General features: G+C 60.5%; 25 protein-coding genes. 9 read left to right on the top strand and 16 right to left on the bottom strand.

Annotated features, from left to right (window positions below):
- Positions 1 to 7: 7 nt before the first annotated feature.
- Together ACZRMS_RS06110 and glyA are read right to left on the bottom strand one after the other, a co-directional pair.
- Positions 8 to 1,258: a sarcosine oxidase subunit beta gene (locus ACZRMS_RS06110; protein ID WP_463994545.1), complete on the bottom strand. Its 1,251-nt coding sequence runs from the start codon at positions 1,256 to 1,258 to the stop codon at positions 8 to 10.
- Positions 1,259 to 1,280: 22 nt separating this feature from the next.
- A complete protein-coding gene (gene glyA / locus ACZRMS_RS06105) occupies positions 1,281 to 2,534 on the bottom strand; it encodes a serine hydroxymethyltransferase (protein ID WP_463994544.1) in 1,254 nt (417 codons plus the stop codon).
- 351 nt (positions 2,535 to 2,885) lie between these two features.
- On the opposite strand from glyA, the gene ACZRMS_RS06100 reads away from it, so the two are divergent.
- A complete protein-coding gene (locus tag ACZRMS_RS06100) occupies positions 2,886 to 3,926 on the top strand; it encodes a threonine aldolase family protein (RefSeq protein ID WP_463994543.1) in 1,041 nt (346 codons plus the stop codon).
- Between the two features lie 132 nt (positions 3,927 to 4,058).
- On the opposite strand, the gene ACZRMS_RS06095 is transcribed toward ACZRMS_RS06100, so the two are convergent.
- From ACZRMS_RS06095 to gbcB, 3 genes are all read right to left on the bottom strand, one after another.
- Positions 4,059 to 4,361 (bottom strand): cell division protein ZapA, encoded by a 303-nt coding sequence (locus ACZRMS_RS06095; RefSeq protein ID WP_048361176.1) that lies wholly within the window; start codon positions 4,359 to 4,361, stop codon positions 4,059 to 4,061.
- The gene (locus ACZRMS_RS06090) at positions 4,358 to 4,582 is read right to left on the bottom strand and encodes a hypothetical protein (RefSeq protein ID WP_463994542.1); all 225 of its coding nucleotides are present in this window, start codon (positions 4,580 to 4,582) and stop codon (positions 4,358 to 4,360) included. Before ACZRMS_RS06090 ends, ACZRMS_RS06095 begins: the two co-directional genes overlap by 4 nt.
- 412 nt (positions 4,583 to 4,994) lie before the next feature.
- Positions 4,995 to 6,095 carry a glycine-betaine demethylase subunit GbcB gene (gbcB, locus tag ACZRMS_RS06085; protein WP_463994541.1) on the bottom strand — a complete coding sequence of 367 codons (1,101 nt, stop codon included), beginning with the start codon at positions 6,093 to 6,095 and terminating at the stop codon, positions 4,995 to 4,997.
- A 282-nt stretch (positions 6,096 to 6,377) separates the two neighbouring features.
- On the opposite strand from gbcB, the gene gbcA reads away from it, so the two are divergent.
- Positions 6,378 to 7,670, top strand: a complete 1,293-nt coding sequence (gene gbcA, locus ACZRMS_RS06080; RefSeq protein WP_463994540.1) for a glycine-betaine demethylase subunit GbcA — start codon at positions 6,378 to 6,380, stop codon at positions 7,668 to 7,670.
- A 26-nt stretch (positions 7,671 to 7,696) separates the two neighbouring features.
- On the opposite strand, the gene ACZRMS_RS06075 is transcribed toward gbcA, so the two are convergent.
- From ACZRMS_RS06075 to ACZRMS_RS06045, 7 genes are all read right to left on the bottom strand, one after another.
- On the bottom strand, positions 7,697 to 8,269 hold the full coding sequence (locus tag ACZRMS_RS06075; RefSeq protein ID WP_463994539.1) for an N-acetyltransferase family protein: 573 nt from the start codon (positions 8,267 to 8,269) through the stop codon (positions 7,697 to 7,699).
- A gap of 527 nt (positions 8,270 to 8,796) precedes the next feature.
- Positions 8,797 to 9,567, bottom strand: a complete 771-nt coding sequence (gene etfB, locus ACZRMS_RS06070; protein ID WP_463994538.1) for an electron transfer flavoprotein subunit beta — start codon at positions 9,565 to 9,567, stop codon at positions 8,797 to 8,799.
- A 60-nt stretch (positions 9,568 to 9,627) separates the two neighbouring features.
- Positions 9,628 to 10,869, bottom strand: a complete 1,242-nt coding sequence (etfA, locus tag ACZRMS_RS06065; RefSeq protein WP_463994537.1) for an electron transfer flavoprotein subunit alpha — start codon at positions 10,867 to 10,869, stop codon at positions 9,628 to 9,630.
- Positions 10,866 to 12,809, bottom strand: a complete 1,944-nt coding sequence (gene dgcB, locus ACZRMS_RS06060; RefSeq protein WP_463994536.1) for a dimethylglycine demethylation protein DgcB — start codon at positions 12,807 to 12,809, stop codon at positions 10,866 to 10,868. Before dgcB ends, etfA begins: the two co-directional genes overlap by 4 nt.
- Before the next feature lie 134 nt (positions 12,810 to 12,943).
- Entirely contained in the window at positions 12,944 to 15,004 is a 2,061-nt protein-coding gene (gene dgcA / locus ACZRMS_RS06055; protein ID WP_463994535.1) for a dimethylglycine demethylation protein DgcA, read from the bottom strand.
- A 15-nt stretch (positions 15,005 to 15,019) separates the two neighbouring features.
- Positions 15,020 to 15,550, bottom strand: coding sequence for a DUF5943 domain-containing protein (locus ACZRMS_RS06050; RefSeq protein ID WP_463994534.1), 531 nt, complete (start codon positions 15,548 to 15,550; stop codon positions 15,020 to 15,022).
- Between the two features lie 66 nt (positions 15,551 to 15,616).
- Positions 15,617 to 16,594, bottom strand: a complete 978-nt coding sequence (locus tag ACZRMS_RS06045; RefSeq protein ID WP_048361185.1) for a dipeptidase — start codon at positions 16,592 to 16,594, stop codon at positions 15,617 to 15,619.
- A gap of 229 nt (positions 16,595 to 16,823) precedes the next feature.
- On the opposite strand from ACZRMS_RS06045, the gene ACZRMS_RS06040 reads away from it, so the two are divergent.
- The gene (locus ACZRMS_RS06040) at positions 16,824 to 17,225 is read left to right on the top strand and encodes a lysozyme inhibitor LprI family protein (RefSeq protein WP_463994533.1); all 402 of its coding nucleotides are present in this window, start codon (positions 16,824 to 16,826) and stop codon (positions 17,223 to 17,225) included.
- Between the two features lie 130 nt (positions 17,226 to 17,355).
- A complete protein-coding gene (locus ACZRMS_RS06035) occupies positions 17,356 to 17,763 on the top strand; it encodes a DUF3010 family protein (RefSeq protein WP_463994532.1) in 408 nt (135 codons plus the stop codon).
- Between the two features lie 16 nt (positions 17,764 to 17,779).
- On the opposite strand, the gene ACZRMS_RS06030 is transcribed toward ACZRMS_RS06035, so the two are convergent.
- The gene (locus tag ACZRMS_RS06030; protein ID WP_463994531.1) at positions 17,780 to 18,004 is read right to left on the bottom strand and encodes a hypothetical protein; all 225 of its coding nucleotides are present in this window, start codon (positions 18,002 to 18,004) and stop codon (positions 17,780 to 17,782) included.
- Between the two features lie 359 nt (positions 18,005 to 18,363).
- A complete protein-coding gene (locus ACZRMS_RS06025) occupies positions 18,364 to 19,305 on the bottom strand; it encodes a GlxA family transcriptional regulator (RefSeq protein WP_463994530.1) in 942 nt (313 codons plus the stop codon).
- A 165-nt stretch (positions 19,306 to 19,470) separates the two neighbouring features.
- Between ACZRMS_RS06025 and ACZRMS_RS06020 the strand changes: the two genes are divergently transcribed.
- The 5 genes from ACZRMS_RS06020 (at position 19,471) to ACZRMS_RS06000 (ending at position 23,309) form a co-directional block, all read left to right on the top strand.
- A complete protein-coding gene (locus tag ACZRMS_RS06020; RefSeq protein WP_463994529.1) occupies positions 19,471 to 20,397 on the top strand; it encodes a choline ABC transporter substrate-binding protein in 927 nt (308 codons plus the stop codon).
- 72 nt (positions 20,398 to 20,469) lie between these two features.
- Positions 20,470 to 21,357 carry a 3-dehydrocarnitine:acetyl-CoA trimethylamine transferase CdhC gene (gene cdhC / locus ACZRMS_RS06015; protein WP_463994528.1) on the top strand — a complete coding sequence of 296 codons (888 nt, stop codon included), beginning with the start codon at positions 20,470 to 20,472 and terminating at the stop codon, positions 21,355 to 21,357.
- A gap of 138 nt (positions 21,358 to 21,495) precedes the next feature.
- Positions 21,496 to 22,461: an L-carnitine dehydrogenase gene (locus ACZRMS_RS06010; protein ID WP_463994527.1), complete on the top strand. Its 966-nt coding sequence runs from the start codon at positions 21,496 to 21,498 to the stop codon at positions 22,459 to 22,461.
- Positions 22,462 to 22,472: 11 nt separating this feature from the next.
- Positions 22,473 to 22,940 (top strand): thioesterase family protein, encoded by a 468-nt coding sequence (locus ACZRMS_RS06005; RefSeq protein WP_463994526.1) that lies wholly within the window; start codon positions 22,473 to 22,475, stop codon positions 22,938 to 22,940.
- Between the two features lie 111 nt (positions 22,941 to 23,051).
- Complete coding sequence (locus ACZRMS_RS06000) at positions 23,052 to 23,309, top strand: hypothetical protein (protein ID WP_463994525.1); 258 nt, start codon at positions 23,052 to 23,054, stop codon at positions 23,307 to 23,309.
- A gap of 101 nt (positions 23,310 to 23,410) precedes the next feature.
- Here the strand turns inward: ACZRMS_RS06000 and gbdR are convergent, their stop codons facing one another.
- On the bottom strand, positions 23,411 to 24,514 hold the full coding sequence (gene gbdR / locus ACZRMS_RS05995; protein WP_463994524.1) for a choline metabolism transcriptional regulator GbdR: 1,104 nt from the start codon (positions 24,512 to 24,514) through the stop codon (positions 23,411 to 23,413).
- A 434-nt stretch (positions 24,515 to 24,948) separates the two neighbouring features.
- Positions 24,949 to 26,325, bottom strand: a complete 1,377-nt coding sequence (locus ACZRMS_RS05990) for an L-serine ammonia-lyase (protein WP_463994523.1) — start codon at positions 26,323 to 26,325, stop codon at positions 24,949 to 24,951.
- Positions 26,326 to 26,645 lie beyond the last annotated feature (320 nt).

The raw sequence follows: 26,645 nt of genomic DNA, 5'->3' as shown, positions 1-26,645 counted from the left end.
TCTCCTGTTAGTGGGCGACCGCGGCAGCGCCGTGTTCGTCGATCAGTGCACCGGTGTAGAACCGGTCAATGGAAAACGGGGCAGCCAATGGGTGCATTTCACCCTTGGCCAGACTGGCGGCAAACACGTTGCCCGAGCCCGGCGTGGCCTTGAAGCCGCCCGTGCCCCAGCCGCAGTTGAAGAACAGGTTGGGCACCGGGGTTTTGGAGATGATCGGGCAGGCGTCGGGCGTGGTGTCGACGATGCCGCCCCACTGGCGGTTCATGCGTACGCGGGACAGTACCGGGAACATTTCCACAATCGCCTGGATGGTGTGTTCGATCACCGGGTACGAGCCGCGCTGGCCGTAACCGTTGTAACCGTCGATCCCGGCACCGATCACCAGATCGCCCTTGTCGGACTGGCTGATGTAACCGTGCACGGCGTTGGACATGATCACGCTATCGATGATCGGTTTGATCGGCTCCGACACCAGGGCCTGCAGCGGGTGCGACTCGATTGGCAAGCGGAACCCGGCCTGACGCGCCATGTGCCCGGAGTTGCCGGCCGTGACCACACCCACGCGCTTGGCGCCGATAAAACCCTTGCTGGTTTCAACGCCGATGCACACGCCGTTTTCCTTGCGAAAGCCCAGCACTTCGGTTTGCTGGATCAGGTCCACGCCCAGCGCGTCTGCGGCACGGGCAAAGCCCCAGGCCACAGCGTCATGGCGGGCCACGCCGCCACGGCGTTGTACGGTGGCGCCCAGCACCGGGTAGCGGGTGTTTTTTGAGCAATCGAGGTACGGAATCTCGTCCGCCACTTGCCTGGCATTCAGCAGTTCGCCGTCCACGCCGTTGAGGCGGTTGGCGCTGACCCGGCGTTCCGAGTCGCGAATGTCTTGCAGGGTGTGGCACAGGTTGTACACACCGCGCTGGGAGAACATGACGTTGTAGTTCAAGTCCTGGGACAAGCCTTCCCACAACTTCATGGCGTGCTCGTAAAGGTGCGCCGACTCGTCCCACAAGTAGTTGGAACGCACGATGGTGGTGTTGCGCGCCGTGTTGCCGCCGCCCAGCCAGCCCTTTTCGACCACCGCCACGTTGGTGATGCCGTGTTCCTTGGCCAGGTAGTAGGCCGTCGCCAGCCCGTGCCCGCCACCACCGACGATGATCACGTCATAGACCTTTTTCGGGGTCGGGGTACGCCACATCTTCTGCCAGTTTTCGTGGTGGCTGAGGGAGTGTTTGAAGAGGCCGAAGCCTGAATACCGTTGCATAGGGTTTACTCCAAAAACGCGCTCAGCGATAAACCGGGAAGTCTTTGCACAGCGAAGTCACCTGGCGGGCAACGTCGGCCTCAATGTCGGCATCGCCCAGGTGATCGAGGATGTCGCAGATCCAGCCCGCCAGCTCCGTGCATTGCGCCACTTTGAAACCGCGCGTGGTCACCGCCGGGGTGCCGATGCGCAGGCCCGAGGTCACGAACGGCGATTGCGGATCGTTGGGGACGGCGTTTTTGTTGACCGTGATATGGGCACGGCCCAGCGCGGCATCGGCGTCTTTGCCGGTCAGGCCCTGGCGGATCAGGCTGAGCAGGAACAGATGGTTGTCGGTGCCGCCCGAAACCACGTCATAGCCGCGCTTGATAAACACTTCAGCCATGGCCTGGGCGTTTTCAATCACCTGCTTTTGATAGGTTTTGAAGCCCGGCTCCAGCGCTTCTTTAAAGCACACCGCCTTGGCCGCGATCACATGCATCAGCGGGCCGCCCTGACCACCGGGGAACACCGCCGAGTTGAGTTTCTTTTCCAGGGCCTCGTTGGACTTGGCCAGGATCAACCCGCCACGGGGCCCGCGCAGGGTTTTGTGGGTGGTGGTGGTGACCACGTCAGCGTACGGCAGCGGGTTCGGGTACAACCCAGCGGCGACCAGACCGGCCACGTGGGCCATGTCGACAAACAGGTAGGCGCCGACCTTGTCGGCAATCTGACGAAAGCGCGGGAAATCGAGGAATTTGGAGTAAGCCGAGAAGCCGGCAATGATCATCTTGGGCTGATGCTCAACGGCCAGGCGCTCTACTTCGTCGTAGTCGATCAGGCCGGTGGCGGTGTCAATGCCGTACTGCACGGCGTTGTACAACTTGCCGGAGAAACTGACGCTGGCGCCGTGGGTCAAATGACCGCCGTGGGCCAGGCTCATGCCCAGAACAGTGTCACCGGCATTCAGTAACGCCAGGTACACCGCCGCGTTGGCCTGGCTGCCCGAATGCGGCTGCACGTTGGCGTAATCGGCGCCAAACAGTTGCTTGGCGCGGTCGATGGCCAGTTGCTCGACTTTATCCACATGCTCGCAACCGCCGTAGTAACGTTTGCCGGGGTAGCCTTCGGCGTACTTGTTGGTCAGACCGCTGCCCTGGGCTTGCATCACGCGCTGGCTGGTGTAGTTCTCGGAGGCGATCAGCTCGATGTGATCTTCCTGACGCTGATCTTCGGCATTCATGGCCGCTAACAAGGCATCGTCGTAGCCCTGGATCTGATCCTGCTTGCTGAACATTGCGTGTCTCCCAGCGCCAGCGCGCCTTTTGGTCTCGGTGGGGCTTATGCCCTTTGAGCCTGATGGTAGAGCTGGCGCAGGCGGACCAAATGCCTATGGGCGCCACGCAATGGTGCGTTTACGACATGGTTTCGTATAACCCTGCGGGAGCGGGCTTGCTCGCGATACTGGCGGCGCGGCCCGTCTGGTAAACCGTGTTGATGCCATCGCGGGCAAGTCCGCTCCCACCCTTTGGCCGCAAGGTTATTGGACTATTCTTTTGTAGGGTGTTTCCGCATACAGCGTCGTGTCTGTGCACTCGCAAGATTCTTGGATAAAGTGCAGCACGAACTTCGACCAAGGAACCGGGAAATGACTGACAAGAGCCAACAATTCGCCAGCGACAACTACTCCGGTATCTGCCCCGAAGTCTGGTCTGCCATGGAAAAAGCCAACCACGGCCACCAACGCTCATACGGCGACGATGAGTGGACCCTGCGTGCGTCCAACGACTTTCGCAAACTGTTCGAAACCGACTGCGAAGTGTATTTCGCCTTCAACGGCACCGCCGCCAACTCCCTGGCACTGTCGTCGTTGTGCCAGAGCTTCCACAGCGTGATCTGCTCCGAGACTGCCCACGTCGAAACCGACGAGTGCGGCGCCCCGGAATTCTTCTCCAACGGCTCCAAGCTGCTGATCGCCCGTACCGAGAACGGCAAGATCACCCCCGAGTCGATCCGCGAAATCGCCCTCAAGCGCAAAAACATCCACTACCCGAAACCGCGGGTGGTCACCATCACCCAGGCCACTGAAGTCGGTAGCGTGTACCGCCCGGAAGAAATCCGCGCCATCAGCGCCACCTGCAAAGAGCTGGGCTTGTTGCTGCACATGGACGGTGCCCGCTTCTCCAACGCCTGCGCCTTCCTGGGCTGCACGCCGGCAGAGCTGAGCTGGAAAGCCGGCGTGGACGTGCTGTGCTTTGGCGGGACCAAAAACGGTATGGCGGTGGGCGAAGCGATTCTGTTCTTCAACCACGACCTGTCCGTGGACTTTGACTACCGCTGCAAACAGGCCGGGCAACTGGCGTCGAAAATGCGCTTTTTGTCAGCACCCTGGGTGGGGTTGCTGGAAAACGATGCATGGCTCAAACACTCCCGCCACGCCAACCACTGCGCCCAGTTGCTGAGCCAGCTGGTGAGTGACATTCCGGGGGTTGAGCTGATGTTCCCGGTGGAGGCCAACGGCGTGTTCCTGCAACTGTCGGAACCGGCAGTGGCTGCGCTGACCGCCAAGGGCTGGCGTTTCTACACCTTTATCGGCAAAGGCGGCGCACGCTTCATGTGCTCGTGGGACACCGAGGAAGCGCGTGTTCGGGAATTGGCGGCGGATATTCGTGAGGTGATGTCAGCTTAAAGCGGACGCAACATCAATACTAATGTGGGAGCGGGCTTGCTCGCGATGGCATCAGCGCGGTCGTACAGACAAACCGCGTTGCCTGAATCGCGAGCAAGCCCGCTCACACAGGGGTGATTGGTTTACGAACGATCAGGATTGCCCGATTGTTCGCTCAATCACATCGACCGTGGCGCTGACTTGCTCTTGATAACGGTCGAGTTCCTGTTTGTGTTGCTGCTTGAGCTCAATCTGCTGTGAACACAGATTCAGCGCCGCCAGCACCAGCAATTTGTCCCCGATCAAGCTCGGATACTTTCTTTTCGTGTCGGCCAGGGCGGCTTTCAACATGACCGTGGCTGCCATCAGGGTTTGTTGCTCCCCCTCAGGCGCTTTGATCGTGTAGTCGTTACCCAGAATCGAGACGACATTTACTCCGTCTCTGTCCACGCTCATGCGCTGACAGGGCTCGCGCGCTCAACCAGTGCCTGGATGCGGGCAGCGGTTGCACCTTGCTTCTCTTCCTGCTCCATCAGGCTCAATTGCAGGCTTTCGTTTTCGTCTTTGGCCAAAGCCAATTCAGCGCTCAGCTGTTCTTTGGCATCCAGCAGTTCTTGCTTTTGCTGAACCAGGTCGCTGACCAGTTGTTCCAGTTTGCTAAGGGATGATTCCATCATGGTAGTGATCTCAAGCAGTTTCAGAGGGCGCGTACGATAAAGAAAAGTCACCGGCTAAGCTAGGGTCTGTTCCCGTTTCATTGCGGCCGCGCCGATAGCCCATGTGGTGCAGGGCAAGGCGCGAGCAGCGTGGTCGGGTTGTTCCAAATAAGCTGCGAGCAACGCCGCCCTGCGCCAAATGGGTTATCGGCCCTTCGGGTCGCAATGAAACGAGAACAGAGCCTAGCGGCAACCTGCCTTTCAGAGCCCTAAAGACTGTGGTTTCGGGCCTTTGTTCCCCATATCACCAAATACCCTGCTGGATGGGCCCGCTCGACGCCCGATTGCTCGCGATTCAGGCAACGCGGTTCAGCTGACCGCCTGCGGTGATGCCATCGCGAGCAAGCCCGCTCCCACCGGAACGCGGCGAACCTCAAAACTCGATCCGCACATCCCCCTTCGGCACGCTGCAGCACGACAGGATGTAGCCTTCGGCAACGTCTTCGTCGGTGATGCCGCCGTTGTGCTCCATCTCGACTTCGCCGCCCAGTTTCAACACCTTGCACGTGCCGCAAATCCCCATGCCGCAGGCCTTGGGGATCAACAACCCCAGCTTGGCAGCCGCCGCATGCACGGTTTCGGCCGGCCCCACGCGGATGCTTTTGCCGGAGGCGGTGAATTCCACCTGGTTCAAATCCGCCAGGTCCAGCTCCGGTGCCTCGGCGGCCTGTTCGGCTTGCTCCACCGCATCGGCCCGGGCTTCGGGCGGTGTCGCACCGAAAGACTCTTCGTGATAACGGCTCATATCGAAACCGTTGGCTTCCAGCAGGCGCTTGACCGCACTCATGTATGGCGTCGGCCCGCAGCAAAACACTTCGCGCTCCATGAAGTCGGGCGCCATCAGCTCCAGCATCTTGTGGTTCAGGTAACCGCGATACCCGGCCCAGGGTTCGCCCAGACCATGTTTTTCGCAGATCAGGTGCAAACTGAAATTGTCGATGCGCGAAGCCATGTGCTCCAGCTCGCGGTGGTAAATGATGTCTTTGGGCGAACGGGCGCTGTGGATAAACACCATGTCGACATTGGCGTTGGTGTCGTAAAACCAGCGCGCCATCGACATCACCGGGGTAATCCCCACCCCGCCGCTCAAATACAGCACCTTGGGGCTCGGGGCGTCGATGGCGTTGAACAGCCCGACCGGGCCGTGAACGGCCAGCTCCTGGCCTTCACTGAGGGTGTCGTGCAACCAGTTGGACACCCGCCCGCCCGGCACGCGCTTAATGGTCACCGAAAAGCTGTAAGGCACCGAGGGCGAGCTGGAGATGGTGTAGGAGCGCATCACCGGGTCGCCGTCGATTTCCAGCTCCAGGGTCACGAACTGCCCCGGCTTGAAAAAGAACAGGATCGGCTGGTCAGCCATAAAACAGAAGGTGCGCACGTCCCAGGTTTCCTGAATCACTTTGACGCATCGCACGATGTGTCGGCCGTTGGCCCAGGTCTGGGTAGTTACCGGATTCAGAAAGCTGTTGGACATGGGTTTCTCCACGGCCGACAACCGGCCTCTTGCTGGCGATTCTGCGCATGCCCCGAGCCAGCCATTTATCCATTCGCGACATTCACATGCTTATGGCGACCAGCCCCTGAAAACAGGGGCTCGCGCGTCGGGAACAGATTTGGCCATGTCGCCCGCAGATATGGCATCCCGGCACTTCGAACGCACACTCAGCGCCACTGACCACATCAAATGCTTTGCCTTGCGTCGCACCCCTGATCAGCCACTTTCGGGCCACACAGAATGGCCATGAGGATTACAACAATGGACATCACCACAACCCTGAGCCTGGGCGATCCACTGGAACCCGCTCGCAAGGCCACCGCCGAGATGCTGCAAACCCGCGAGCGAACGTTTTCGCTGCCGCAGCCGTTCTATAGCGACGAACGCCTGTTCGAAATCGACATGCAGGAGATCTTCCAGAAGGAGTGGCTGATTGCAGGCATGACCTGCGAAATCCCGGCCAAGGGCAACTTTCTGACCCTGCAAGTGGGCAAAAACCCGATCATCGTGATCCGGGGCGCCGAAGGTCAGGTCCACGCGTTCCACAACGTGTGCCGCCATCGTGGCTCACGGCTGTGTACCAGCGAAAAAGGCAAAGTCGCCAAGCTGGTGTGCCATTACCACCAGTGGACCTATGAGCTGGACGGGCGCCTGCTGTTTGCCGGCACCGAGATGGGCGCCGACTTTGACATGAAGCAATACGGCCTCAAGCCGGTGAACGTCAAAACCGCTGGCGGCTACATCTTTATCAGCCTGGCCGAGAACCCGCCCGCCATCGACGAGTTCCTGGCCACGCTGAACCACTACATGGAACCCTACGACATGGAAAACACCAAGGTGGCGATTCACACCACCCTGGTGGAAAAAGCCAACTGGAAGCTGGTGCTGGAAAACAACCGCGAGTGCTATCACTGCAACGCGTCGCACCCGGAACTGTTGAAAACCCTGCTGGAATGGGACGATGTCACCGACCCCCGCGCCGATCAGGCATTCAAGGATCACGTCACCGCCTCCGCCGCCGCCTGGGATGCAGAAAAGATCCCTTACGCCCACGCCAGTTTTGGCCTGCGCAACCGCATCGTGCGCATGCCGCTGCTCAAGGGCACGGTGTCGATGACCCTGGATGGCAAACAGGGCTGCGCCAAGCTCATGGGGCGGATCAAAAACCCGGACCTGGGCTCGATGCGCATCCTGCATTTGCCGCACTCATGGAACCACTGCATGGGCGATCACATCATCGTGTTCACCGTGTGGCCGATCAGCGCGCAAGAAACCGTCGTGACCACCAAATGGCTGGTGCACAAAGACGCGGTGGAAGGCGTGGACTACGACGTGGAGCGTATGCGCAACGTGTGGGACGCCACCAACAATCAGGACCGCAAACTGGCCGAAGAAAACCAGCGCGGCATCAACTCCGTCGCCTACCAGCCGGGGCCGTATTCCCAGACGTACGAGTTTGGTGTGGTCAACTTTGTGGACTGGTACAGCGAGCGGCTGCTGAGCAACCTGGGGGCGGCGCCAGCGGCCTATCTGAAAGGGGTAGTGGCCCAGTAAACCCTACCCCCCCACAGGCATGCTTATCAGGCGTGCGGGCAGTGCATCAGATGCGCCTCACCCGTGACACGAATCAGCGGGTGAGGCGTGATCTGGCAAGTTTTGACGATCTGAAAGCCCTGACGCTCGTAAAAGCGCAAGGCACCGGTGTTGGCCGCATAGTCGATCAGGCTCAAGCCCTTCAGCTCCAAGTCGCGGCAACGCTCACGGGCATATACCAAAAACTGCTGGCCCAGCCCCTGGTTTCGCCAGCCCTCATGCAGCGCCAGACTTGAGATATACAGCGTGTCGGGGATCTCCATACCGTCGTAAGCCGCCAGCACCGGATCAGTCTGCGGCTCAGCCGCCGGATCGTTACGCATCGCGTAGCTGTGCATCATGCCAATCACCTGGCCCTGCGCCTCGGCGACCAGGCAGTTCTCATACGAGAAGGTCACCCCTTGCCGTGCGTAGCGAATTGCGCCGACATCCAGCAGTTCTTCCCCCGGCTGCGCCAATTTGCTCCAGATGTAATCGGCGCAACCTTCGGATGATATTTGAAACAAACGGGCAATATCCCGTGCATCTGCACGCACGCCTGGACGAAATAAAACGGGCATAGATCTGACTCCAAAAGGCATTGAGCGCCTTTTCTAACGCGGCCATACGAAGGACAACAACACACTGGCACCAAGGCTTTTTATCCAATTGTTTCCACCGGATGTACGATTTTTAACCAGTTGCCTGTACCCCACGTAATCAAAGGGCTGTAGCCCTTCACCAACAACTTGTCCACAGGCACACCCACAGCAATTGTGGGGAAGTGGACAAGTTGTCCCGGAAAGCGCAATTGGTCGTTTTTTGTACAGCGCACTGTAAGCCACGAAACACGTGGCCTGTAGCCAGTCGCAAACACCTTATCCACATATCCACCAACAGAGATTGTGCGCAACTTATGCACCGCCTGCCTTCGCTGTGGAAAACCCCTTAAAGCACCGATTATTAAGGGGTTTTGCAGGTGAGCAGTGGATAAAGTGTGTATTTGATCGTTTTTTGACCAGAACCCTGAAAGCCACGTTTTATATAGGTCTTAGCTGACAGCAAACAACTTATCCACATAAGCGCTAACAGAGTTTGTGGGTAAAGGTCAGCGCACTACGCCTTCTTCAATCAGCAACTTCAAAATGGCCTGAGCGCCCTCTTGCGCGCTGACACCCTTGAGCACCTGACCCGAGCCGCCAGCGGCCTTGGCTGTGGCGGCTTTCATGCGATCCGCGCCACTTTTGGCCTTGATCACTTTCAAACGCTTGGGCCGGGGTTTGGCCGGTTGTAGAACCCCAACTGTGGATAACTCATCGACCGTCACTTCAACCACTTCGGCGTTGATCGCCCCCCGGGTTGCAGGGCCGTAAGCGCTTTGCCGGGCCTTGGGCGCCGCGTTATCCACAGTGGCCATAAAGGGCAGCCGCACTTTGAGCTGTCGCCGCTGGCCACGGGGTAAAGCCTGCAGCACCAGTGCCACGCCGTTGTGGATAGATTCAATCTGCGCCACGCCCACCAGCAGCGGCCAGCCCAGTTGCTCGGCCAGCAGGTACGGCAACATCCCGGAACCTTCACCCGTTTCTGCCTGGCTGCCGCTGAGCACAAGCTGCACGCCCGCTTCGCGGATGTAATCGCGCAATACCGGCACGGCATCTGCGCCGTCCGGTTGCTCCAGCACGTGCAACTCGTCCAGCCCCATGCCCAGGTAGGCCCGCAGCGCGGGTTCGTGGGGGTTGCCTGCGTGCAGTACGTGCAAGTTATCCCCAGCCAGGTCCAGGCCCAGTTCGACGGCGCGTGCGTCCTGTTCGGCCCGTCGCGGACGGCCGGAGGCGGGGTGGATGCCGATTGAAACCAGTGCAACGGTGGCGATGGTCATACATGAATCTCCAGGACAATGTGGGAGCGGGCTTGCTCGCGATAGGGTCGCCGCGGTGTATCAGGCAGACCGAGTCGCCTGATTCGCGACCAGGCCCGCTTCCACAGAAGATGCGTTACGCCAGTTATCCACAGCCACGATCAATGCCTCAAGCACTGCTGCACCGTCCCCAATCACCGACAAGTCCGCACGCTTGATCATGTCGCAGCCCGGGTCGAGGTTGATCGCCACCACCTTGTCGCACGCACCGATGCCTTGCAGGTGCTGGATCGCGCCGCTGATGCCGACCGCCACGTAGACCCGCGCCGTGACCCAGGTACCGCTGGCGCCGACTTGCCGGTCGCGGCCCATGAAGCCGTCGTCCACCGCCACCCGTGAGGCCCCTTCCGTGGCGCCCAGCGCGGCAGTTGCCCTGTGGAAAAGTCCCCAGTCTTTAACCCCGTTGCCGCCGCTGACGATAAATTCGGCTTCGGCCATGGGAATTGCCGCCGGGTCGACCTCCACCGCCCCCAAGTCTTCAATCCGTGGCAAGCAGTCCACCACGGCTGTGGATAACTGCACCGTCACGGCTTCATGACGGGTTTCGCTGACCGGTTCGGCGCACTCGGCAGCGGCAAGGACCAGGCGCGGCAACGGTTGCGCCACGTCCTGCAAGCCAGCACCGGCGCGGCCGATGCACGCTCCATCCTTGACCTGCCACACCCGGGTGGCCGGGCGTTCGCCCAGGCTGGCAGCAAAGCGCCGGCCCAATTCGCCGCCGCCATTTCGACTGTCCGGCAAGAGCCAATGCCGGGGCGAGAACTGGTTATCCACAGCCCGAAGCCCCAGCACCCGCTGCTCCGGTGCATAACCCTCACTGTCCAGAAACAGCAGTCGGTCAACACCCGCCGTGGCAAAGGCCGTTTCCCTGGATTCGCCAAACACCACCGCCAGCACCGCGCCGTCCGTGCCTGCCAATTGATGGGCCAGGCCCAGCAGGTCGCGGTCGTGGCTACTCAGGCGCCCGCCAACCATGTCCGGCACTACGCAGATATAAAACGCCGGGGCCGGCACCTGATGCAGCGGCAATTGCACTGCAACGCTGGCCGAGCGCCGGGTTGCCCCGCCCTGCTGCGCGCCGCTGCGGTCGATCCGCTTGATGCCGTTGGGGCCGATAAAGCCCACGCCGTGCACATTTTTGCGCAGCACGCCGTTGGGCCCCATCCAGCTTTGCAGGTTCGGCTGCATGGCCGCATGCAGCGGGTGCAGCCGGTTGCGGGCGATCCACTCGGCACGTGGGTCGCGGCGAATAATGTCACTCATGCGAGCACCTCGGGGGCTTCACGCCGGGTCGGTCTGGCGGGCGACGCGTCTTCAATCAGGGCGTCGGCCACCAGCTCGGCAATGTCTTTGATCAGCGGACGCGGCTCGACCACGCCTTCGAGCATCGCGGTGCATTGCGGGCAACCCACCGCCACGCGCTCGGCGCCGGTTTCGCGGATGTCGTCCATACGCATGTCGGGAATCCGCTGTTTGCCCGGGATGTCAGTAATCGGCGCCCCGCCGCCACCGCCGCAGCAACGGGAACGAAAGCCCGAGCGCTGCATCTCTTTGACTTCAATGCCCAGCGCTCGCAGCACCGCACGGGGGGCCTCGTATTCGCCGTTGTAGCGGCCCAGGTAACACGGGTCGTGATAGGTCACGCTGCCACCCGCATCCTCAGCCAGATTGAGCAGGCCGGCAGCGATCAACTCAGCCATATAGGTGCTGTGATGCTGCACGAGGTAGTCGCCGCCAAAGGCGCCGTATTCGTTTTTCAGCACATGGAAGCTGTGGGGGTCGCAGGTCACGATGCGCTTGAACCGGTACTGCGCCAGGGTCTGGATATTGCGTTTGGCCAGGGCCTGAAAGGTCGCTTCGTCGCCCAGGCGTCGGGCAACATCGCCGCTGTCGCGCTCTTCCAGGCCGAGCACGGCAAAGTTGACCTTGGCTGCTTTCAGCACTTTGACGAAGGCGCGCAAGGTGCGCTGGTTGCGCATGTCGAACGCACCGTCGCCGACCCAGAACAGCACGTCAGCCGAGGGATTGTCGCGCATCAGGCCAAGGTTCAGATCCGCCGCCCAGTTCATCCGCCCGCCCGGTGCAAAACCGCCGGGGTTGTCGGTGGCGATCAGGTTGTCCAGCACCTGGGCACCGTTGTTGGGAGTCGCGCCTTTTTCCAGGGTCAGGAAGCGGCGCATGTCAACGATGGCATCCACGTGCTCGATCATCATCGGGCACTCTTCGACGCAGGCACGGCAGGTGGTGCAGGACCATAGCGTATCGGCGTCCACCAGACCGTTGATGATCGGTTGATGGGGGTTGCCGCCATGTTCGCCAATCGGCTTGCCGGGGTACGGGCTGCCGGCGAAGTGCGCATCGGTGCCGCCTGCCAGGCCGACCACCATGTCCTGAATCAGCTTTTTGGGGTTCAACGGCTGGCCTGCGGCATAGGCCGGGCAGGCGGCTTCGCACTTGCCGCATTGCACACAGGCGTCAAAGCCGAGCAGTTGGTTCCAGGTGAAATCCTTGGGTTTTTCCACACCCAGTGGCGCGCTGCGGTCATCCAGGTCCAGCGGTTTCAAGCCCGTGGAGCGACCGCCAGCAAAGCGCTCGGCACGGCGGTGCCAGGCCAGGTGCAAAGCACCGGCAAAGGCGTGCTTCATCGGCCCGCCCCAGGTCATGCCCAGGAACAGCTCGCACACCCCCCACGCCACGCCAACGGCCAGCACCGCCGCCAGCATCCAGCCGCCAAAGCCTTCGGGCAACAGGCCGGCCACCGGCAAGGTGAGGATGAAAAAGCTCGCCGAAAACACCAGCAGGCTTTTCGGCAGGCGCATCCACGGGCCTTTGGACAATCGCGCCGGCGGGTTGAGACGACGCTTGAACACAAAGAGTGCGCCGACAAACATCAGCGCCGTGGCAAACAGCAAGGCATAGCCGAGGATACGGTTATGCAGGCCCAGGCCGTGGACCAGGATCGCCAGCCCCGCCGCCAGCACAAAGCCCCCGGCCGTGGCGACGTGGGTGTTGGCCATGTATTTGTCGCGGGCCACCACGTGATGCAGATCGACCATGTAACGGCGCGGCATGGCCAGCAGGCCACCCAGCAGATCGACCTTGGCCGGGCGGCCACGGCGCCACATGTTCATGCGGCGCACGGCACCCAGTACAGCCAGGCCAAGGGCGAAGAACAACAAAACAGGGAGAACAATATTGAGCATGGTGAAGCTCCCAAAGACCACAAAGGTCTACCGTGGGAGCGGGCTTGCCCGCGATGGCATCAACACGATGCACCAGACAAACCGCGTCGTCTGAATCGCGAGCAAGCCCGCTCCCACATTGGTTCGGTGTCAGGTCAGAAGTCTTTGCACAACCGCAAAGCGTCATAGATCGCCGCATGCACGTTGCGCTGTGCCACGCAGTCGCCAATGCGGAACAGCAAGTACCCGTCCCCCGCTTCGCTCAGGCATGGCTGCGGCTTGATTGCGAACAAGGCTTCGACGTCGATCTGGCCCTTGTTGCGCGAATCCGGCTTGAGCCCGTAATACAGTTCTTCATCCGGACGCACGCCGTTTTCAATGATCACCTGATCCACCACGCGCTCTTCCTTGGCCCCGGTGTACTCGTTCTCCAGCACGGCAATCAGCTTGTCGCCCTCGCGGTAGACCTTCTCCAGCATCATGTCCCCGGTCATGATCACTTCCTTGGGGTACAGGCTGCGGTAGTAGGTGGGGAAGGACGTGCCGCCAATCGCCACGCCGGGCTTGGTATCGTCGGTGACGATCTCGACCTGGCTGCCTTTGTCGGCGGCATAGTCGGCTACCGACATGCCGGTGAACTCGCAAATGGTGTCGTACACCAGCACGTTTTTGCCCGGCTCGACCTTGCCGTCGAGTACGTCCCAACTGCTGACCACCAGGCCTTCGGCCGCGCCCCAGTGTTCGTTCTGTTCCACAAACGGATGCCCGCCGACAGCCAGCACCACAATGTCGGGGCGCAGGTCGAGAATCGTTGCCGCATCGGCCGCCGTACCCAGGCGCAGGTCAACCTTCAGTCGCGCCAGCTCCAGTTGGAACCAGCGGGTGATGCCGGCCATCTGGTCCCGTTGCGGGGCTTTGGATGCGGTGGTGATTTGCCCGCCGATGGCCTCCTTTTTCTCGAACAGGGTCACGTCATGCCCACGCTCGGCGGCTACCCGCGCCGCTTCCATCCCGGCCGGGCCGGCGCCGACGATCACCACCTTGCGTTTGACCCCGGCGGATTTTTCGATGATGTGCGGCACGCCCATGTATTCACGGCTGGTGGCCGCGTTTTGAATGCACAGCACGTCCAGCCCCTGGTATTGGCGGTCGATGCAGTAGTTGGCGCCCACGCATTGTTTGATCTGGTCGATCTGGCCCATTTTGATTTTGGCAATCAGGTGCGGGTCGGCGATGTGGGCGCGGGTCATGCCCACCATGTCCACATAACCGCCTTCCAGAATGCGTGTGGCCTGGTTCGGGTCCTTGATGTTTTGCGCGTGCAGCACAGGCGCCTTGACCACTTCTTTGATACCGGCCGCCAAATGCAAAAACGGCTCCGGTGGATAACTCATGTTCGGGATCACGTTGGCCAGGGTGTTGTGGGTATCACAGCCCGAGCCGACCACGCCGATAAAGTCGAGCATGCCGGTGTCGTCGTAGTACTTGGCGATCTGTTTCATGTCCTCGTGGCTCAAGCCATCGGGGTGGAATTCGTCGCCGCACAGGCGAATGCCCACGCAAAAATCCGGGCCGACTTCAGCGCGCACGGCCTTGAGCACTTCGAGGCCAAAGCGCATGCGGTTCTCGAAACTGCCGCCCCATTCATCGGTGCGTTTGTTGACCCGCGGGCTCCAGAACTGGTCGATCATGTGCTGGTGCACCGCCGACAGTTCCACGCCGTCCAGCCCGCCCTTTTTGGCCCGGCCGGCGGCGCTGGCGTAGTTGCCAATCACGCGCCAGATCTCTTCGGGCTCGATGGTTTTGCAGGTGGCACGGTGCACCGGTTCGCGCACGCCGGAGGGTGACATCAGGGTCGGCCAGTTAAAGCCGTCCCAGCGCGAGCGGCGGCCCATGTGGGTTATCTGGATCATGATCTTGGCGCCATGCTTGTGCATGGCGTCGGCCAGGTTCTGGAAGTGCGGGATAATGCGGTCGGTGCTCAGGTTGACCGAACTCCACCACTCTTGCGGGCTGTCGATGGCCACCACCGATGAGCCGCCGCAGATCGCCAGGCCAATACCGCCCTTGGCCTTTTCTTCGTAGTACTGCACGTAACGCTCGGTGGTCATGCCGCCATCGGTGGCATAGACCTCGGCGTGGGCGGTGCTGAGCACACGGTTGCGGATGGTCAGTTTGCCGATTTGAATCGGCTCAAACATTGCTTCGAACGCCATATCCCGATCCTCGCCTTACAACGGTTTGACGATAAACAAGCCGTGGTCGTGGCCTTCTTCCGAGCCGCTGTACACCTGTTCGGCCACCGTGCGGATACTGCTGCCGCGCGCTTGCAGAATCTGGTCCATGGCGCCGGCAAACCAGCCGGTGAACATGTAGTCGACCTTGCGCCCGACCTTGCCGTACACGTAGACGAAACAGGAGTGTTCGAGCTTGATGGTGGCGGTACCTTTATCCAGGTCGATATCCTGGATCTTGAACAGGCCCCAGCCGCGCTGGGACAGGCGTTTCATGTAGTGCTCGAACACTGCGACGCCTTCGATGCCGTGGCATTCAGCTTCTTTTTCGCACCAGTGCCAGGCGGATTTGTAGCCGGCTTTGTAGAGGATTTCGGCATAGGCGTCAGCGCCCAGGACTTCTTCGATGCCCATGTGGTTGTTGACGAAAAAATGCCGGGGTACGTAGAGCATCGGCAGGGCGTCGGAGGTCCAGACGCCGGTTTCGCTGTCGACTTCGATAGGCAATTGCGGGGCGATTTTAGCCATGGAATAAAGCTCCAGAAATTCGGTAGATATTCGTTTCGCCCTCACCCGGCGGGTGAGGCCGTGGCGTTATTCGCCCCAGACGTCCTTGAGCACGTTGACCCAGTTCTCGCCCATGATCTTGCGCACCACGCGCTCGGGGTGGCCGCGCTTGAGCAGGGTCTCGGTGAGGTTGGGGAACTCGCCCACGGTGCGGATGCCCAGCGGGTTGATAATCTTGCCGAAGCTGGTCAGACGCCGGGCATAGCCCTTGTCGTGGGTCAGCATTTCGAAGAAGTCCTGACCGTGGCCCTGGGTGAAGTCGGTGCCAATGCCAATGGCGTCTTCACCGACGATATTCATCGTGTACTCGATGGCCTCGGCGTAATCGTCGATGGTCGAATCGATGCCCTTGGCCAGAAACGGCGCGAACATGGTCACGCCGACAAAGCCGCCATGGTCGGCTATGAATTTGAGTTCAGCGTCGGATTTGTTGCGCGGGTGTTCTTTAAGGCCGGACGGCAGGCAGTGGGAGTAGCAGACCGGTTTTTTCGATTCCAGAATCACCTCTTCCGAGGTTTTTGAGCCCACGTGGGACAGGTCGCACATGATCCCGACGCGGTTCATTTCGGCCACCACTTCGCGGCCAAAGCCCGAGAGCCCGCCATCGCGTTCGTAGCAGCCGGTACCCACCAGATTCTGGGTGTTGTAGCACATCTGCACCACGCCCACGCCCAGTTGCTTAAAGATCTCGATGTAGCCGAGCTGGTCTTCAAAAGCATGGGCGTTCTGGAAGCCGAAGATGATGCCGGTTTTGCCCAGCGCCTTGGCGCGCCGAATGTCGGCAGTGGTCTTGACCGGGATCACCAGGTCGCTGTTTTCACGGATCAGGGTCTGGCTGGCCACGATGTTATTGATCGTGGCCTGAAAACCTTCCCAGACAGACACGGTGCAGTTGGCCGCCGTGAGGCCGCCTTTGCGCATGTCTTCGAACAGCTCGCGGTTCCATTTGGCAATGATCAGCCCGTCGATAACGATGCTGTCGGCGTGCAACTCGGCTGGGCTCATCAGGCGTCCCCTTATTGGCGTTTTGGTGCGCCGAATCGTCTGCCGGCGCTTTGGGGCCAGCATAGGCCCGGGGTCAAAACCAGCCGGGTGCAAAAGCGACAGCGCAATTGCCGAAAGCGTCAATCCACGACAAAGGGGTCAACGGCGGTGTCATGGCCTATGCTGCGTGACTGTTCTTTGGCCGACGCTTAAGACAGAATCCGCCTCAACTATGGATTAGGAAGCCGCAATGAAATCGATTCTCCTGGCCTTGGCGTTGATCAGCAGCGGCGCCTACGCCGCCGATGATGCCGACTACAACCCGTGTGATGCGGTAGAAAACGACCAGCAAACCCTGGCCTGTTCGGTGTACAGCAAGAATGCTGCCGAGCTGTTGTTGACCGAAAACTACGAGGCCTTGCAGGAGCGCATGACGTCGCTGTACGGCAATAACCCGACCCAGCTCAATAACATCATCAGCAAAATCAAGACCGCCCAGGCGCTGTGGCTGCACCAGCGGGATGCCGATTGCGCGATTGCCGTGTTCCCCGCCACTGCCGGAACTGAAGCCTTCAACATCGCCCAGAACGACTGCATGGCCCGCATCAGCGACGACCGCTCGGAGTTTTTGGAATCGATCGGGCAGCAGTGACCCCTTTAGTGTGTGGGAGCGGGCTTGCTCGCGATAGCATCACCGCGGTTCAACTTAAAGACCGAGTCGTTTGCATCGCGAGCAAGCCCGCTCCCACAAGAACAGCTTTTTCTTATCGACCAGAGTTTTTATGACTATTTGCGGTATCGAAATCAAAGGCAGCGAAGCTATTTTCGCCCTCACCAACCAGGACCTTGAGCATGTGGCCAACGCCACCAAGAAAATCGCCCTGGACGACGATGAAGACGCCGCCAGCGTCAAAGCTTTCGCAGCGCAGATGGCCGCTTTTGTGAAGGCCAACGCCATCACCCGGATCGTGATCAAAAAGCGCAGTAAAAAGGGTGAGTTCGCCGGTGGCCCGATCACGTTCAAGATCGAAGGCCTTATCCAGTTGCTGGACGATTGCGAAGTGCAGCTGCTATCCCCGCAAACCCTCAACGCCCAATACAAAAAGCACGCCTTCGACCTGCCCGCCTCGCTGAACAAGTATCAGCATGAAGCGTTCAAGGCAGCGTGTGCAGCGTTGCTCAAAGGCTGAGCCGCCACTCCAGCGTTTACAGAACCTCAGCGCTGTCGCTGAGCAATAGATCAAACACTTCTGAGCAGCTCGTCAGGTCTTTACCGATAGGGCTGTCGATGCACACACACGTAAGCAGACGGGCTAAATCCTTGGCCGCATGAACACGACGGCTCACAAACTCGCAGAGCTGGGCAGGCGTGGCGTTCGGGTTGATCTGGAGGATGGGGGTTTCGGATTGCCGGGAGATAGAGTCAGTCATGTGTAATACCTTCATGAGTAACTGGCACCCCTCAGCCGCGATGCTGATGGGTGACAGCTGTGCAAGGGTTCGCGGACCGGACACATAACAAACCGGCACACCCGAAGGTGTCCCTCACACAGCTGCCATAACACGTATACAGAGCAGCAAAATGCCATCGTTCAAGATGGCACCTGTGAGGTTATATGTTTGGACCGCGACGTCCAATCATTGAATTTCAATGAAGGGGCGAACTATAGAAAGCCTGCAGATCGCCGAGCAAGGGACACCACCTGGGAAAAGGCGCATACATTGCGTCAGGCATTGCCTAAAAACTCACTCTTTCAAGACCCCGTGTTTTGCTGTGCCCCGCCCTTGCATCACCCCCCGGTCACCCGGTCCTGCCTCGGCGCACAGGTAAACCGTGCCCGGTAGCTGCGGGTGAAGTACGACGGTGATTCAAAGCCGCACGCAATGCTGATGTCCAGCACGCTCATGTCGGTCTGGCGCAGCAGTTGCCGGGCTTTTTCCAGGCGCAGGCCCAGGTAGAAGTTGCGCGGAGTGTCGTTCAGGTGCAAACGGAACAGGCGCTCCAGCTGGCGCCGGGTAACGTTGATGCCCAGCGCCAGTTGCGAGGTGCTCAGCGGCGGCTCGCTGTGTTGTTCCATCTCGCCAATCACCTGCACCAGTTTTTTGTTGTGGATGCCATAGCGGCTGGCGACCTGCATGCGCTGGTGGTCTTTGCGCGGGCGGATGCGGCCAAGCACGAACTGCTCGGACACCTGAATCGCCAACTCCGGCCCATAGGCCTGGGCAATCAGATCCAGCATCAGGTCGATGGAGGCAGTGCCGCCCGCACAGGTAATGCGCTGGCGGTCAATTTCAAACAGCTCCTGTGTCACGTGCAGCTTGGGGTATGACTCCTTGAACGCCTCCAGCGCCTCCCAGTGCAGGGTCAGGCGATAGCCGTCGAGCAGGCCCGCCTGCGCCAGTACCACGCTGCCCGTGTCGATGCCGCCCAAGGTTACGCCCTCGCTGTCCAGCCGCCGCAGCCACTGAATCAGCGCCGGGGTTACGTGGGTCAGCGGATCAAAACCGGCCACCACCAACAATGTCGCCCCGGCTTCAAGTGCCCCCAGCCCGCCCTCGGCATTGACCGACATGCCGTTGCTCGCCAACACGGCGCCCCCCTCGCAGCTGAGCACGTGCCAGCGGTACAGCTCGCCGCGAAAACGGTTAGCCACCCGCAGCGGCTCGATGGCCGAAATAAAGCCCATTGAGGAAAAGCCGGGCAGCAGAAGGAAGTAAAAAGCCTGGGCCATAGGGGTACTCGCACGTCGGTTCAGCGGATTGAAACACAGTCAGGTCGCTGCAGTGCAAATCCACGTCGCCCCAGTGCGGTTGCGCAACAGGCAGCCTGCGTACCTTGGCATCACGGCGCACAAAGACGCCGATACCCCCAATAACAACCTGCCGAGGCCCCACCCATGAAACGACTGATCAGCTGTTGCCTGTTGGTACTGAGCCCCTACGTGTTGGCGGCTGAGGATGCATCGTGCAAGAACGTACGCATGGGCGTGGTCAACTGGACCGACGTGATCGCCACCAGCGCCATGGCGCAAACCCTGCTCGACGGTCTGGGCTATAAAACCAAACAAACCAGTGCCTCTCAGCAAATCATCTTCGCCGGCCTGCGTGACAAGCGGCTGGACATGTTTCTGGGCTACTGGAACCCGATCATGAACCAGAGCATTACCCCGTTTGTGGACGCCAAACAGGTCACGGTACTGGCCGAACCGAGCCTTAAAGACGCCAAAGCCATGCTCGCCGTACCGACCTATATGGCTGACAAGGGACTCAAGAGTTTTGCTGACATCGCCAAATTCGAGAAAGAACTGGGCGGCAAGATTTACGGGATTGAGCCGGGCTCCGGCGCCAATACCCAGATCAAGGCCATGATCGAGAAAAACCAGTTTGGTCTGGGCAAGTTCCAGTTGGTGGAGTCCAGTGAAGCCGGGATGCTCTCGGCGGTGACCCGCGCGGTTAAACGCAACGAGCCGATTGTGTTCTTCGGCTGGACCCCGCACCCGATGAATATCAATCAGGACATGACCTACCTGACCGGCAGCGAAAATGCCCTGGGCCCGGATGAGGGCCTGGCCACGGTATGGACCGTCACCACCCCTGACTACGCCAGCCGCTGCCCCAACGTCAGCCGCTTGCTCAGCAACCTGACCTTCAGTGCCGAAGACGAGAGCCGCATGATGCAACCGCTGCTGGATCACAAGGACGCTCAAGTCTCCGCCCGCCAGTGGCTCAAGGACCATCCGCAAGACCTGCAGCGCTGGCTTGAAGGCGTCACCACAGTGGATGGCAAACCCGCTGCCGAGCACCTGAAACTCAGCGCTAAATAATTCAACACCGAGCCCGCCCTCGCAGCCTGCAATGGCTGCGGTGTGGCGCTCTACGCCCCAAGGAAATGCCCCATGAACCACGACGTCATCATCACCTGCGCACTCACCGGTGCCGGCGACACCAGCGGCCGCAGCCCTTTAGTGCCGGTCACCCCCAAACAAATTGCCGACGCTGCCGTGGAAGCGGCCAAGGCCGGGGCCACCGTGGTGCATTGCCATGTGCGCGATCCAAAAACCGGGCAGTTCAGCCGCGATGTGGCGCTGTACCGCGAACTGATGGAGCGCATCCGCGAGGCGGACATCGACATCATCGTCAACCTCACGGCCGGGATGGGCGGCGACTTGCACATCGGGCCCGGCGAGAACCCGATGGAGTTTGGCCCCAACACCGATCTGGTGGGCCCGCTGACCCGCCTGGCTCACGTCGAGGCGTTGTTGCCGGAAATCTGCACCCTGGACTGCGGCACCCTGAACTTTGGCGACGGCGACACGATTTACGTGTCCACCCCGGCACAGCTGCGGGCGGGCGCCAAGCGTATCCAGGAACTGGGTGTGAAAGCCGAACTGGAAATTTTCGATACCGGCCATCTGTGGTTCGCCAAGCAGATGATCAAGGAAGGCTTGCTCGACGACCCGCTGTTTCAGCTGTGTCTGGGCATCCCGTGGGGCGCTCCGGCGGACACCACCAGCATGAAAGCCATGGTCGACAACCTGCCCGCCAATGCGGTGTGGGCCGGTTTCGGGATTGGCCGCATGCAAATGCCGATGGCCGCACAGGCGGTACTGCTGGGCGGCAACGTGCGGGTCGGGCTCGAAGACAACTTGTGGCTGGACCGCGGGGTGCTGGCCACCAACGGCCAACTGGTGGAACGCGCCACCGAGATCCTCAGTCGCCTGGGCGCCCGGGTACTGAGCCCGGCAGAAGGGCGGGTGAAGATGGGCCTTAAAGAGCGCCGCTGAAAATCCCTGTGGGAGCGAGCCTGCTCGCGAAGGTCGTCAACGATAACGCCTGTTAACTGAGTTATCGAGGCGCCCTTGGGGCCTTCGCGATCAGGCTCGCTCCCACGGCATCACATTGTTTTTATCCAGGAACAGACCATGACCTTCATCACCGAAATTAAAACCTTCGCTGCCCTGGGCAGCGGTGTCATTGGCAGCGGCTGGGTTGCCCGCGCCCTCGCCCACGGGCTGGACGTGGTGGCCTGGGACCCGGCCCCCGGCGCCGAAGCTGCCCTGCGCAAACGCGTCGCCAAGGCCTGGCCGGCCCTGGTGAAAAGCGGCCTCTGCGAAGGTGCATCCCTGGACCGGTTGCGGTTTGTCAGCACCATTGAGGAATGCGTGCGCGACGCCGATTTCATTCAGGAAAGCGCCCCCGAGCGACTAGACCTGAAACTCGAACTGCACAGCAAAATCAGCGCCGCCGCCAAACCCGATGCATTGATCGGTTCCAGTACCTCGGGCCTGCTGCCCAGCGAATTCTATGAAGCCTCCACGCACCCGGAGCGCTGCATCGTCGGGCACCCGTTCAACCCGGTTTACCTGCTGCCACTGGTCGAAGTGGTGGGCGGGCAAAAAACCGCACCCGAAGCCATTCAAGCGGCAATCAGGGTCTATCAATCCCTGGGCATGCGCCCCCTGCATGTGCGCAAGGAAGTACCCGGTTTTATTGCCGACCGCCTGCTCGAAGCCTTGTGGCGCGAAGCGTTGCACCTGGTCAATGACGGGGTGGCCACCACCGGTGAAATTGACGACGCCATACGCTTTGGCGCGGGTTTGCGCTGGTCGTTCATGGGCACCTTTTTGACCTACACCCTGGCCGGTGGCGATGCCGGGATGCGGCACTTCATGAACCAGTTCGGCCCGGCCCTGAAACTGCCATGGACCTACTTGCCCGCGCCCGAACTCAGCGAAAAACTGATCGACGATGTGGTTGAAGGCACCGCAGAACAACTGGGCCACCACAGCATTGCCGCGCTGGAAAGCTACCGTGATGACTGCCTGCTGGCGGTGATGGAAGCGGTGAACGCAACCAAACTCAAACATGGCATGGCCATCAACGACTGACCGAGGCTCCCATGCCCACCCTCACCACCTACAGCACCCCCATTCTTGAAGAATGGGTCGATTACAACGGCCACTTGCGCGACGCCTTTTACCTGCTGATTTTCAGCTACGCCACCGACGCCCTGATGGACCGCCTGGGGCTGGACAGCCAGAGCCGCGAAGCCGGCGGTCACTCGTTGTTCACCCTGGAAGCCCATCTCAATTACCTGCACGAAGTGAAACTCGGCGCCCGGGTGGAGGTGCGTACCCAGCTCATTGGCCACGATAAAAAACGCCTGCACGTTTATCACAGCCTGCACCTGGCCGGTGATGAGCAAACCCTGGCCGGCAATGAGCAAATGCTGTTGCATGTCGACCTGGCAGGCCCGCGCTCTGCACCGTTCAACGAACATACGCGGGTGCTGTTGCAAGCGATTGAGCGCGAGCAACGCGATCTGCCTACACCTGCATATGTGGGCCGCACGATCGCCTTGCCTTAAAACGACCTGTTCTTAGGCATATCAGACATATCGCCAACCCGGCCTTGCCCACTGACCAAAGCCCTACCAGAATCAAGCTTCGATCGCGCCTCATACAAAGGACAAAAAATCATGATGCACGCGGATTTGATTGATGAGCAGGATCTGGTGAGCCAGCTGCGCGCACTGGGGTTCGAGGTGTCGGGCAATGCAGAGCAAGCCTGCACGGCCGTGGTGTGCGGGCTGAATGAAACCAATGCTCGCGCACTCAAGGGGCTGGTCGAAAAACTCTACTCCGGCAGCGCGACGATTCTGCCAGCGGTGCGCCAGGCAATTGACCAGCAGTTGCTGCCGGGGCTGATGAAGTTCAAGCAAACGCAGTTGCACTGAGCCGAGCAGGAGCGGGCTTGCTCGCGATGCAGAAAATGCGGTCTGTCCGTTGGACCGCGGTGCCTGCATCGCGAGCAAGCCCGCTCCCGCTACTGCTTGTTTTAAAGCCTCACACTGGCAAACGTCGACTCGTTGCGCGCCTGGTTCAAGGCTGACATCGGTCCGGCCAGCGGGGTCATCAGCAGGGACTGCGGGATCTGCACCAGGGTGGTTTGCTGTGCAGTATTGGAACCCACGCGCTCGTCCCGTGGCGGTATGCCGAAGTATTCGCGGTAGCACTTGGAAAAGTGCGGCGTCGACACAAACCCGCAGACCGCCGCCACTTCGATAATCGACATCGGTGTTTGCTTGAGCAACTGCCGCGCCCGCACCAGCCGCAACTTGAGGTAGTAACGCGACGGCGAGCAGTGCAGGTACTTCTGGAACAGCCGCTCCAGCTGACGCCGCGACACGGTGACGTAAACCGCCAGTTCGTCGAGGTCGATGGGCTCTTCGAGGTTGGCTTCCATCAGCGCAACGATTTCCTGCAGCTTGGGCTGGTTGGTGCCAAGCATATGTTTAAGCGGTACACGCTGGTGGTCCTGCTCGTTGCGAATGCGTTCATACACAAACATTTCAGAGATGGCCGCCGACAGCTCGCGACCATGATCGCGGCTGATCAGGTGCAGCATCATGTCCAGTGGCGCGGTGCCGCCCGAGCTGGTGAAGCGGCTGCGGTCGAGGGTAAACAGGCGGGTGCTCATGGCCACACGCGGGAAGGCTTCCTGCATCGAGGCCAGGCATTCCCAATGCACGCTGCAATCGAAACCGTCGAGCAAACCGGCGTAGGCCAGGGCCCAGCTGCCGGTGCACACGGCGCCCAGGCGGCGGGATTGGCGCGCCTGGCTTTGCAGCCATGACACGTGCTCACGGCTGACAGTGCGTTGAATGCCAATACCGCCACACACGATGACCATATCCAGCGCCGGGGCCTTGTGCATGCTGGCGTCGGGGGTCACTTGCAGGCCGTCACTGGCCCATACCTGGCTACCATCCGCACTGAGGGTGCTCCAGCGATACAATTCACGGCCCGACAACTGGTTGGCCATGCGCAAAGGCTCTATCGCAGAGGCCAAAGAAATGAGCGTGAAATTGTCCAGCAGCAGAAAGCCGATGGATTGAGGCGTACGGTTCTGGGGTTGGGCCCCGGAGTTGAACGACGTCATCGCGGTATCTCCTCACACAAAGCGGGTGATGGCCTCAGGCACAGGCTCTTGTTATGGCCTCCATTTCATGGGGCTTTGTCATGACAACGCAAATGCCATGCCTAAACTTGAATGGCCATTCAACAAAGCCTGAAAACGACGTCGCAAAGTGTCTGGATGGGTCATGACAAAACAGCGATTAAACGGGGCATACACAGGCAGCCCCTGCGCTGTTGAGCACATTGGTATCACTTGTGGGAAGGGAGCAGGAAAGGTCCGAAATAGAATGTCACGAAAAGTACGAATGCGCCAAAAAGGGTCGGCGTGCTCTTAAACAGCGCTGGCAGGTGTGTCTCTTCTGTGGGAGCGGGCTTGCTCGCGATGCAGGCGACACGGCTGGCCTGGACGTCATCGCGAGCAAGCCCTCTGCCACAAGGGTTGTGTGTCGTCAGGCTTCAGCATTCCACCGCACTGACCGCCAAACCGCCCCGTGAGGTTTCCTTGTATTTGTCATGCATGTCGGCGCCGGTGTCGCGCATGGTGCGGATCACCCGGTCCAGGGAGATAAAGTGCTGGCCGTCGCCGCGCAAGGCCATTTGCGCGGCGTTGATCGCTTTAACCGCCGCGATGGCGTTGCGCTCGATGCACGGTACTTGCACCAGCCCGCCCACCGGGTCGCAGGTCAAGCCCAGGTTGTGCTCCAAACCGATTTCAGCGGCGTTGCACAGCTGCTCGGGCGTAGCACCGAGGATTTGCGCCAGCCCGGCCGCGGCCATGGCACAAGCCGAGCCGACTTCGCCCTGACAGCCCACTTCCGCGCCGGAAATCGAGGCGTTCTTTTTACACAAAATGCCGATGGCCGCCGCGCTCAGCAAGTAGTCCACCACATGGGCTTCGCTGACTTCATCGCTGAATTTCATGAAGTAATGCAGCACCGCCGGGATGATGCCGGCCGCGCCGTTGGTGGGCGCCGTGACCATGCGCCCGCCTGCGGCGTTTTCTTCGTTGACCGCCAGTGCGAACAGGTTGACCCACTCCATGGCGCTAAGGGTGGAACCGATCACATTGGGCTTGCCGATTTCCTGCAGGCTGCGGTGCAAACGGGCAGCGCGGCGGCGCACATTCAAACCGCCAGGCAGGATGCCTTCGTGCTTCAAGCCTTGCTCAACGCAGTCCTGCATGGCGCGCCAGAGTTTGATCAGGCCGCAACGGATTTCGTCTTCGCTGCGCCACGTTCGTTCGTTGGCCATCATTAATGCAGCCACGCTCAGGTGATGCTCACGGCACAGGTCGAGCAGTTGCGCGGCGCTGCCAAAGTCATACGGCAACGCAGTGCGATCCATGTCCAGCACCCCGCTGGCCGCTTGCGCGGCATCCACTACAAAACCACCGCCTACCGAGTAGTAGGTATCGCAGTGCAATTCGCCCTGCCCGGTGTACGCCACCAGCGTCATGGCATTGGGATGAAACGGCAGGTTTTCGTCGATCAGGCGCATGTCCTGCGCCCACACAAACGGGATCGGCAAATAGCCGTCGAGTAACAGGGTTCCGGTTTCGCGCAGCTCAGCGATACGCGAACCAATGCAGGACGGGTCAATCGCGTCCGGCCATTCACCCATCAGGCCCATGATCACAGCGTTGTCGCTGCCGTGGCCAATGCCGGTGGCGGACAGGGAGCCATAGAGTTGCACTTCGATGCGGCGCACCTGCTGCAACTGGCTCCGCTCGCGCAACCCCTGCACAAACAGCGCTGCGGCGCGCATCGGGCCCACGGTGTGTGAGCTGGAGGGGCCGATGCCGATCTTGAACAGGTCAAATACGCTGATAGCCATGAGCACGAGCCTCGCAAGGAATGCATCCATCATGGGGGGTTTGCGACCGACAAAAACGTCCAGCTACGACCCGCCTTTGCCTGCCAGCGCCCTCGGCGAAGATGCATGAAAAAGGTGGTTTTTAAGCATCATTCGTCTAGATACGACCTCGCAGGTATCAGATACGACCCTCCCTGTACTGGATGCGACTCCCCCTGTAGGCGTTTGATTTTCACTGTTACATGATCAGTCTCGACTCGATTGCTGGATGCGCCGGCAACACGCCTGCCGGGCATCGCCCAACCGCAACTGATTACGTGCGGCTTTTCGATCGGAAACCG

It is taken from the genome of Pseudomonas sp. B424 (assembly GCF_055408345.1).
The sequence above is the reverse complement of the archived record's forward strand: the minus strand, read 5'-3'. Positions and strand labels throughout refer to the sequence as shown.

Coding starts and splice junctions, on each gene's coding strand:
- ACZRMS_RS06110 (WP_463994545.1), bottom strand. CDS start 1,258: ATGCAACGGTATTCAGGCTTCGGCCTCTTCAAACACTCCCTCAGCCAC.
- glyA (WP_463994544.1), bottom strand. CDS start 2,534: ATGTTCAGCAAGCAGGATCAGATCCAGGGCTACGACGATGCCTTGTTA.
- ACZRMS_RS06100 (WP_463994543.1), top strand. CDS start 2,886: ATGACTGACAAGAGCCAACAATTCGCCAGCGACAACTACTCCGGTATC.
- ACZRMS_RS06095 (WP_048361176.1), bottom strand. CDS start 4,361: ATGAGCGTGGACAGAGACGGAGTAAATGTCGTCTCGATTCTGGGTAAC.
- ACZRMS_RS06090 (WP_463994542.1), bottom strand. CDS start 4,582: ATGATGGAATCATCCCTTAGCAAACTGGAACAACTGGTCAGCGACCTG.
- gbcB (WP_463994541.1), bottom strand. CDS start 6,095: ATGTCCAACAGCTTTCTGAATCCGGTAACTACCCAGACCTGGGCCAAC.
- gbcA (WP_463994540.1), top strand. CDS start 6,378: ATGGACATCACCACAACCCTGAGCCTGGGCGATCCACTGGAACCCGCT.
- ACZRMS_RS06075 (WP_463994539.1), bottom strand. CDS start 8,269: ATGCCCGTTTTATTTCGTCCAGGCGTGCGTGCAGATGCACGGGATATT.
- etfB (WP_463994538.1), bottom strand. CDS start 9,567: ATGACCATCGCCACCGTTGCACTGGTTTCAATCGGCATCCACCCCGCC.
- etfA (WP_463994537.1), bottom strand. CDS start 10,869: ATGAGTGACATTATTCGCCGCGACCCACGTGCCGAGTGGATCGCCCGC.
- dgcB (WP_463994536.1), bottom strand. CDS start 12,809: ATGCTCAATATTGTTCTCCCTGTTTTGTTGTTCTTCGCCCTTGGCCTG.
- dgcA (WP_463994535.1), bottom strand. CDS start 15,004: ATGGCGTTCGAAGCAATGTTTGAGCCGATTCAAATCGGCAAACTGACC.
- ACZRMS_RS06050 (WP_463994534.1), bottom strand. CDS start 15,550: ATGGCTAAAATCGCCCCGCAATTGCCTATCGAAGTCGACAGCGAAACC.
- ACZRMS_RS06045 (WP_048361185.1), bottom strand. CDS start 16,594: ATGAGCCCAGCCGAGTTGCACGCCGACAGCATCGTTATCGACGGGCTG.
- ACZRMS_RS06040 (WP_463994533.1), top strand. CDS start 16,824: ATGAAATCGATTCTCCTGGCCTTGGCGTTGATCAGCAGCGGCGCCTAC.
- ACZRMS_RS06035 (WP_463994532.1), top strand. CDS start 17,356: ATGACTATTTGCGGTATCGAAATCAAAGGCAGCGAAGCTATTTTCGCC.
- ACZRMS_RS06030 (WP_463994531.1), bottom strand. CDS start 18,004: ATGACTGACTCTATCTCCCGGCAATCCGAAACCCCCATCCTCCAGATC.
- ACZRMS_RS06025 (WP_463994530.1), bottom strand. CDS start 19,305: ATGGCCCAGGCTTTTTACTTCCTTCTGCTGCCCGGCTTTTCCTCAATG.
- ACZRMS_RS06020 (WP_463994529.1), top strand. CDS start 19,471: ATGAAACGACTGATCAGCTGTTGCCTGTTGGTACTGAGCCCCTACGTG.
- cdhC (WP_463994528.1), top strand. CDS start 20,470: ATGAACCACGACGTCATCATCACCTGCGCACTCACCGGTGCCGGCGAC.
- ACZRMS_RS06010 (WP_463994527.1), top strand. CDS start 21,496: ATGACCTTCATCACCGAAATTAAAACCTTCGCTGCCCTGGGCAGCGGT.
- ACZRMS_RS06005 (WP_463994526.1), top strand. CDS start 22,473: ATGCCCACCCTCACCACCTACAGCACCCCCATTCTTGAAGAATGGGTC.
- ACZRMS_RS06000 (WP_463994525.1), top strand. CDS start 23,052: ATGATGCACGCGGATTTGATTGATGAGCAGGATCTGGTGAGCCAGCTG.
- gbdR (WP_463994524.1), bottom strand. CDS start 24,514: ATGACGTCGTTCAACTCCGGGGCCCAACCCCAGAACCGTACGCCTCAA.
- ACZRMS_RS05990 (WP_463994523.1), bottom strand. CDS start 26,325: ATGGCTATCAGCGTATTTGACCTGTTCAAGATCGGCATCGGCCCCTCC.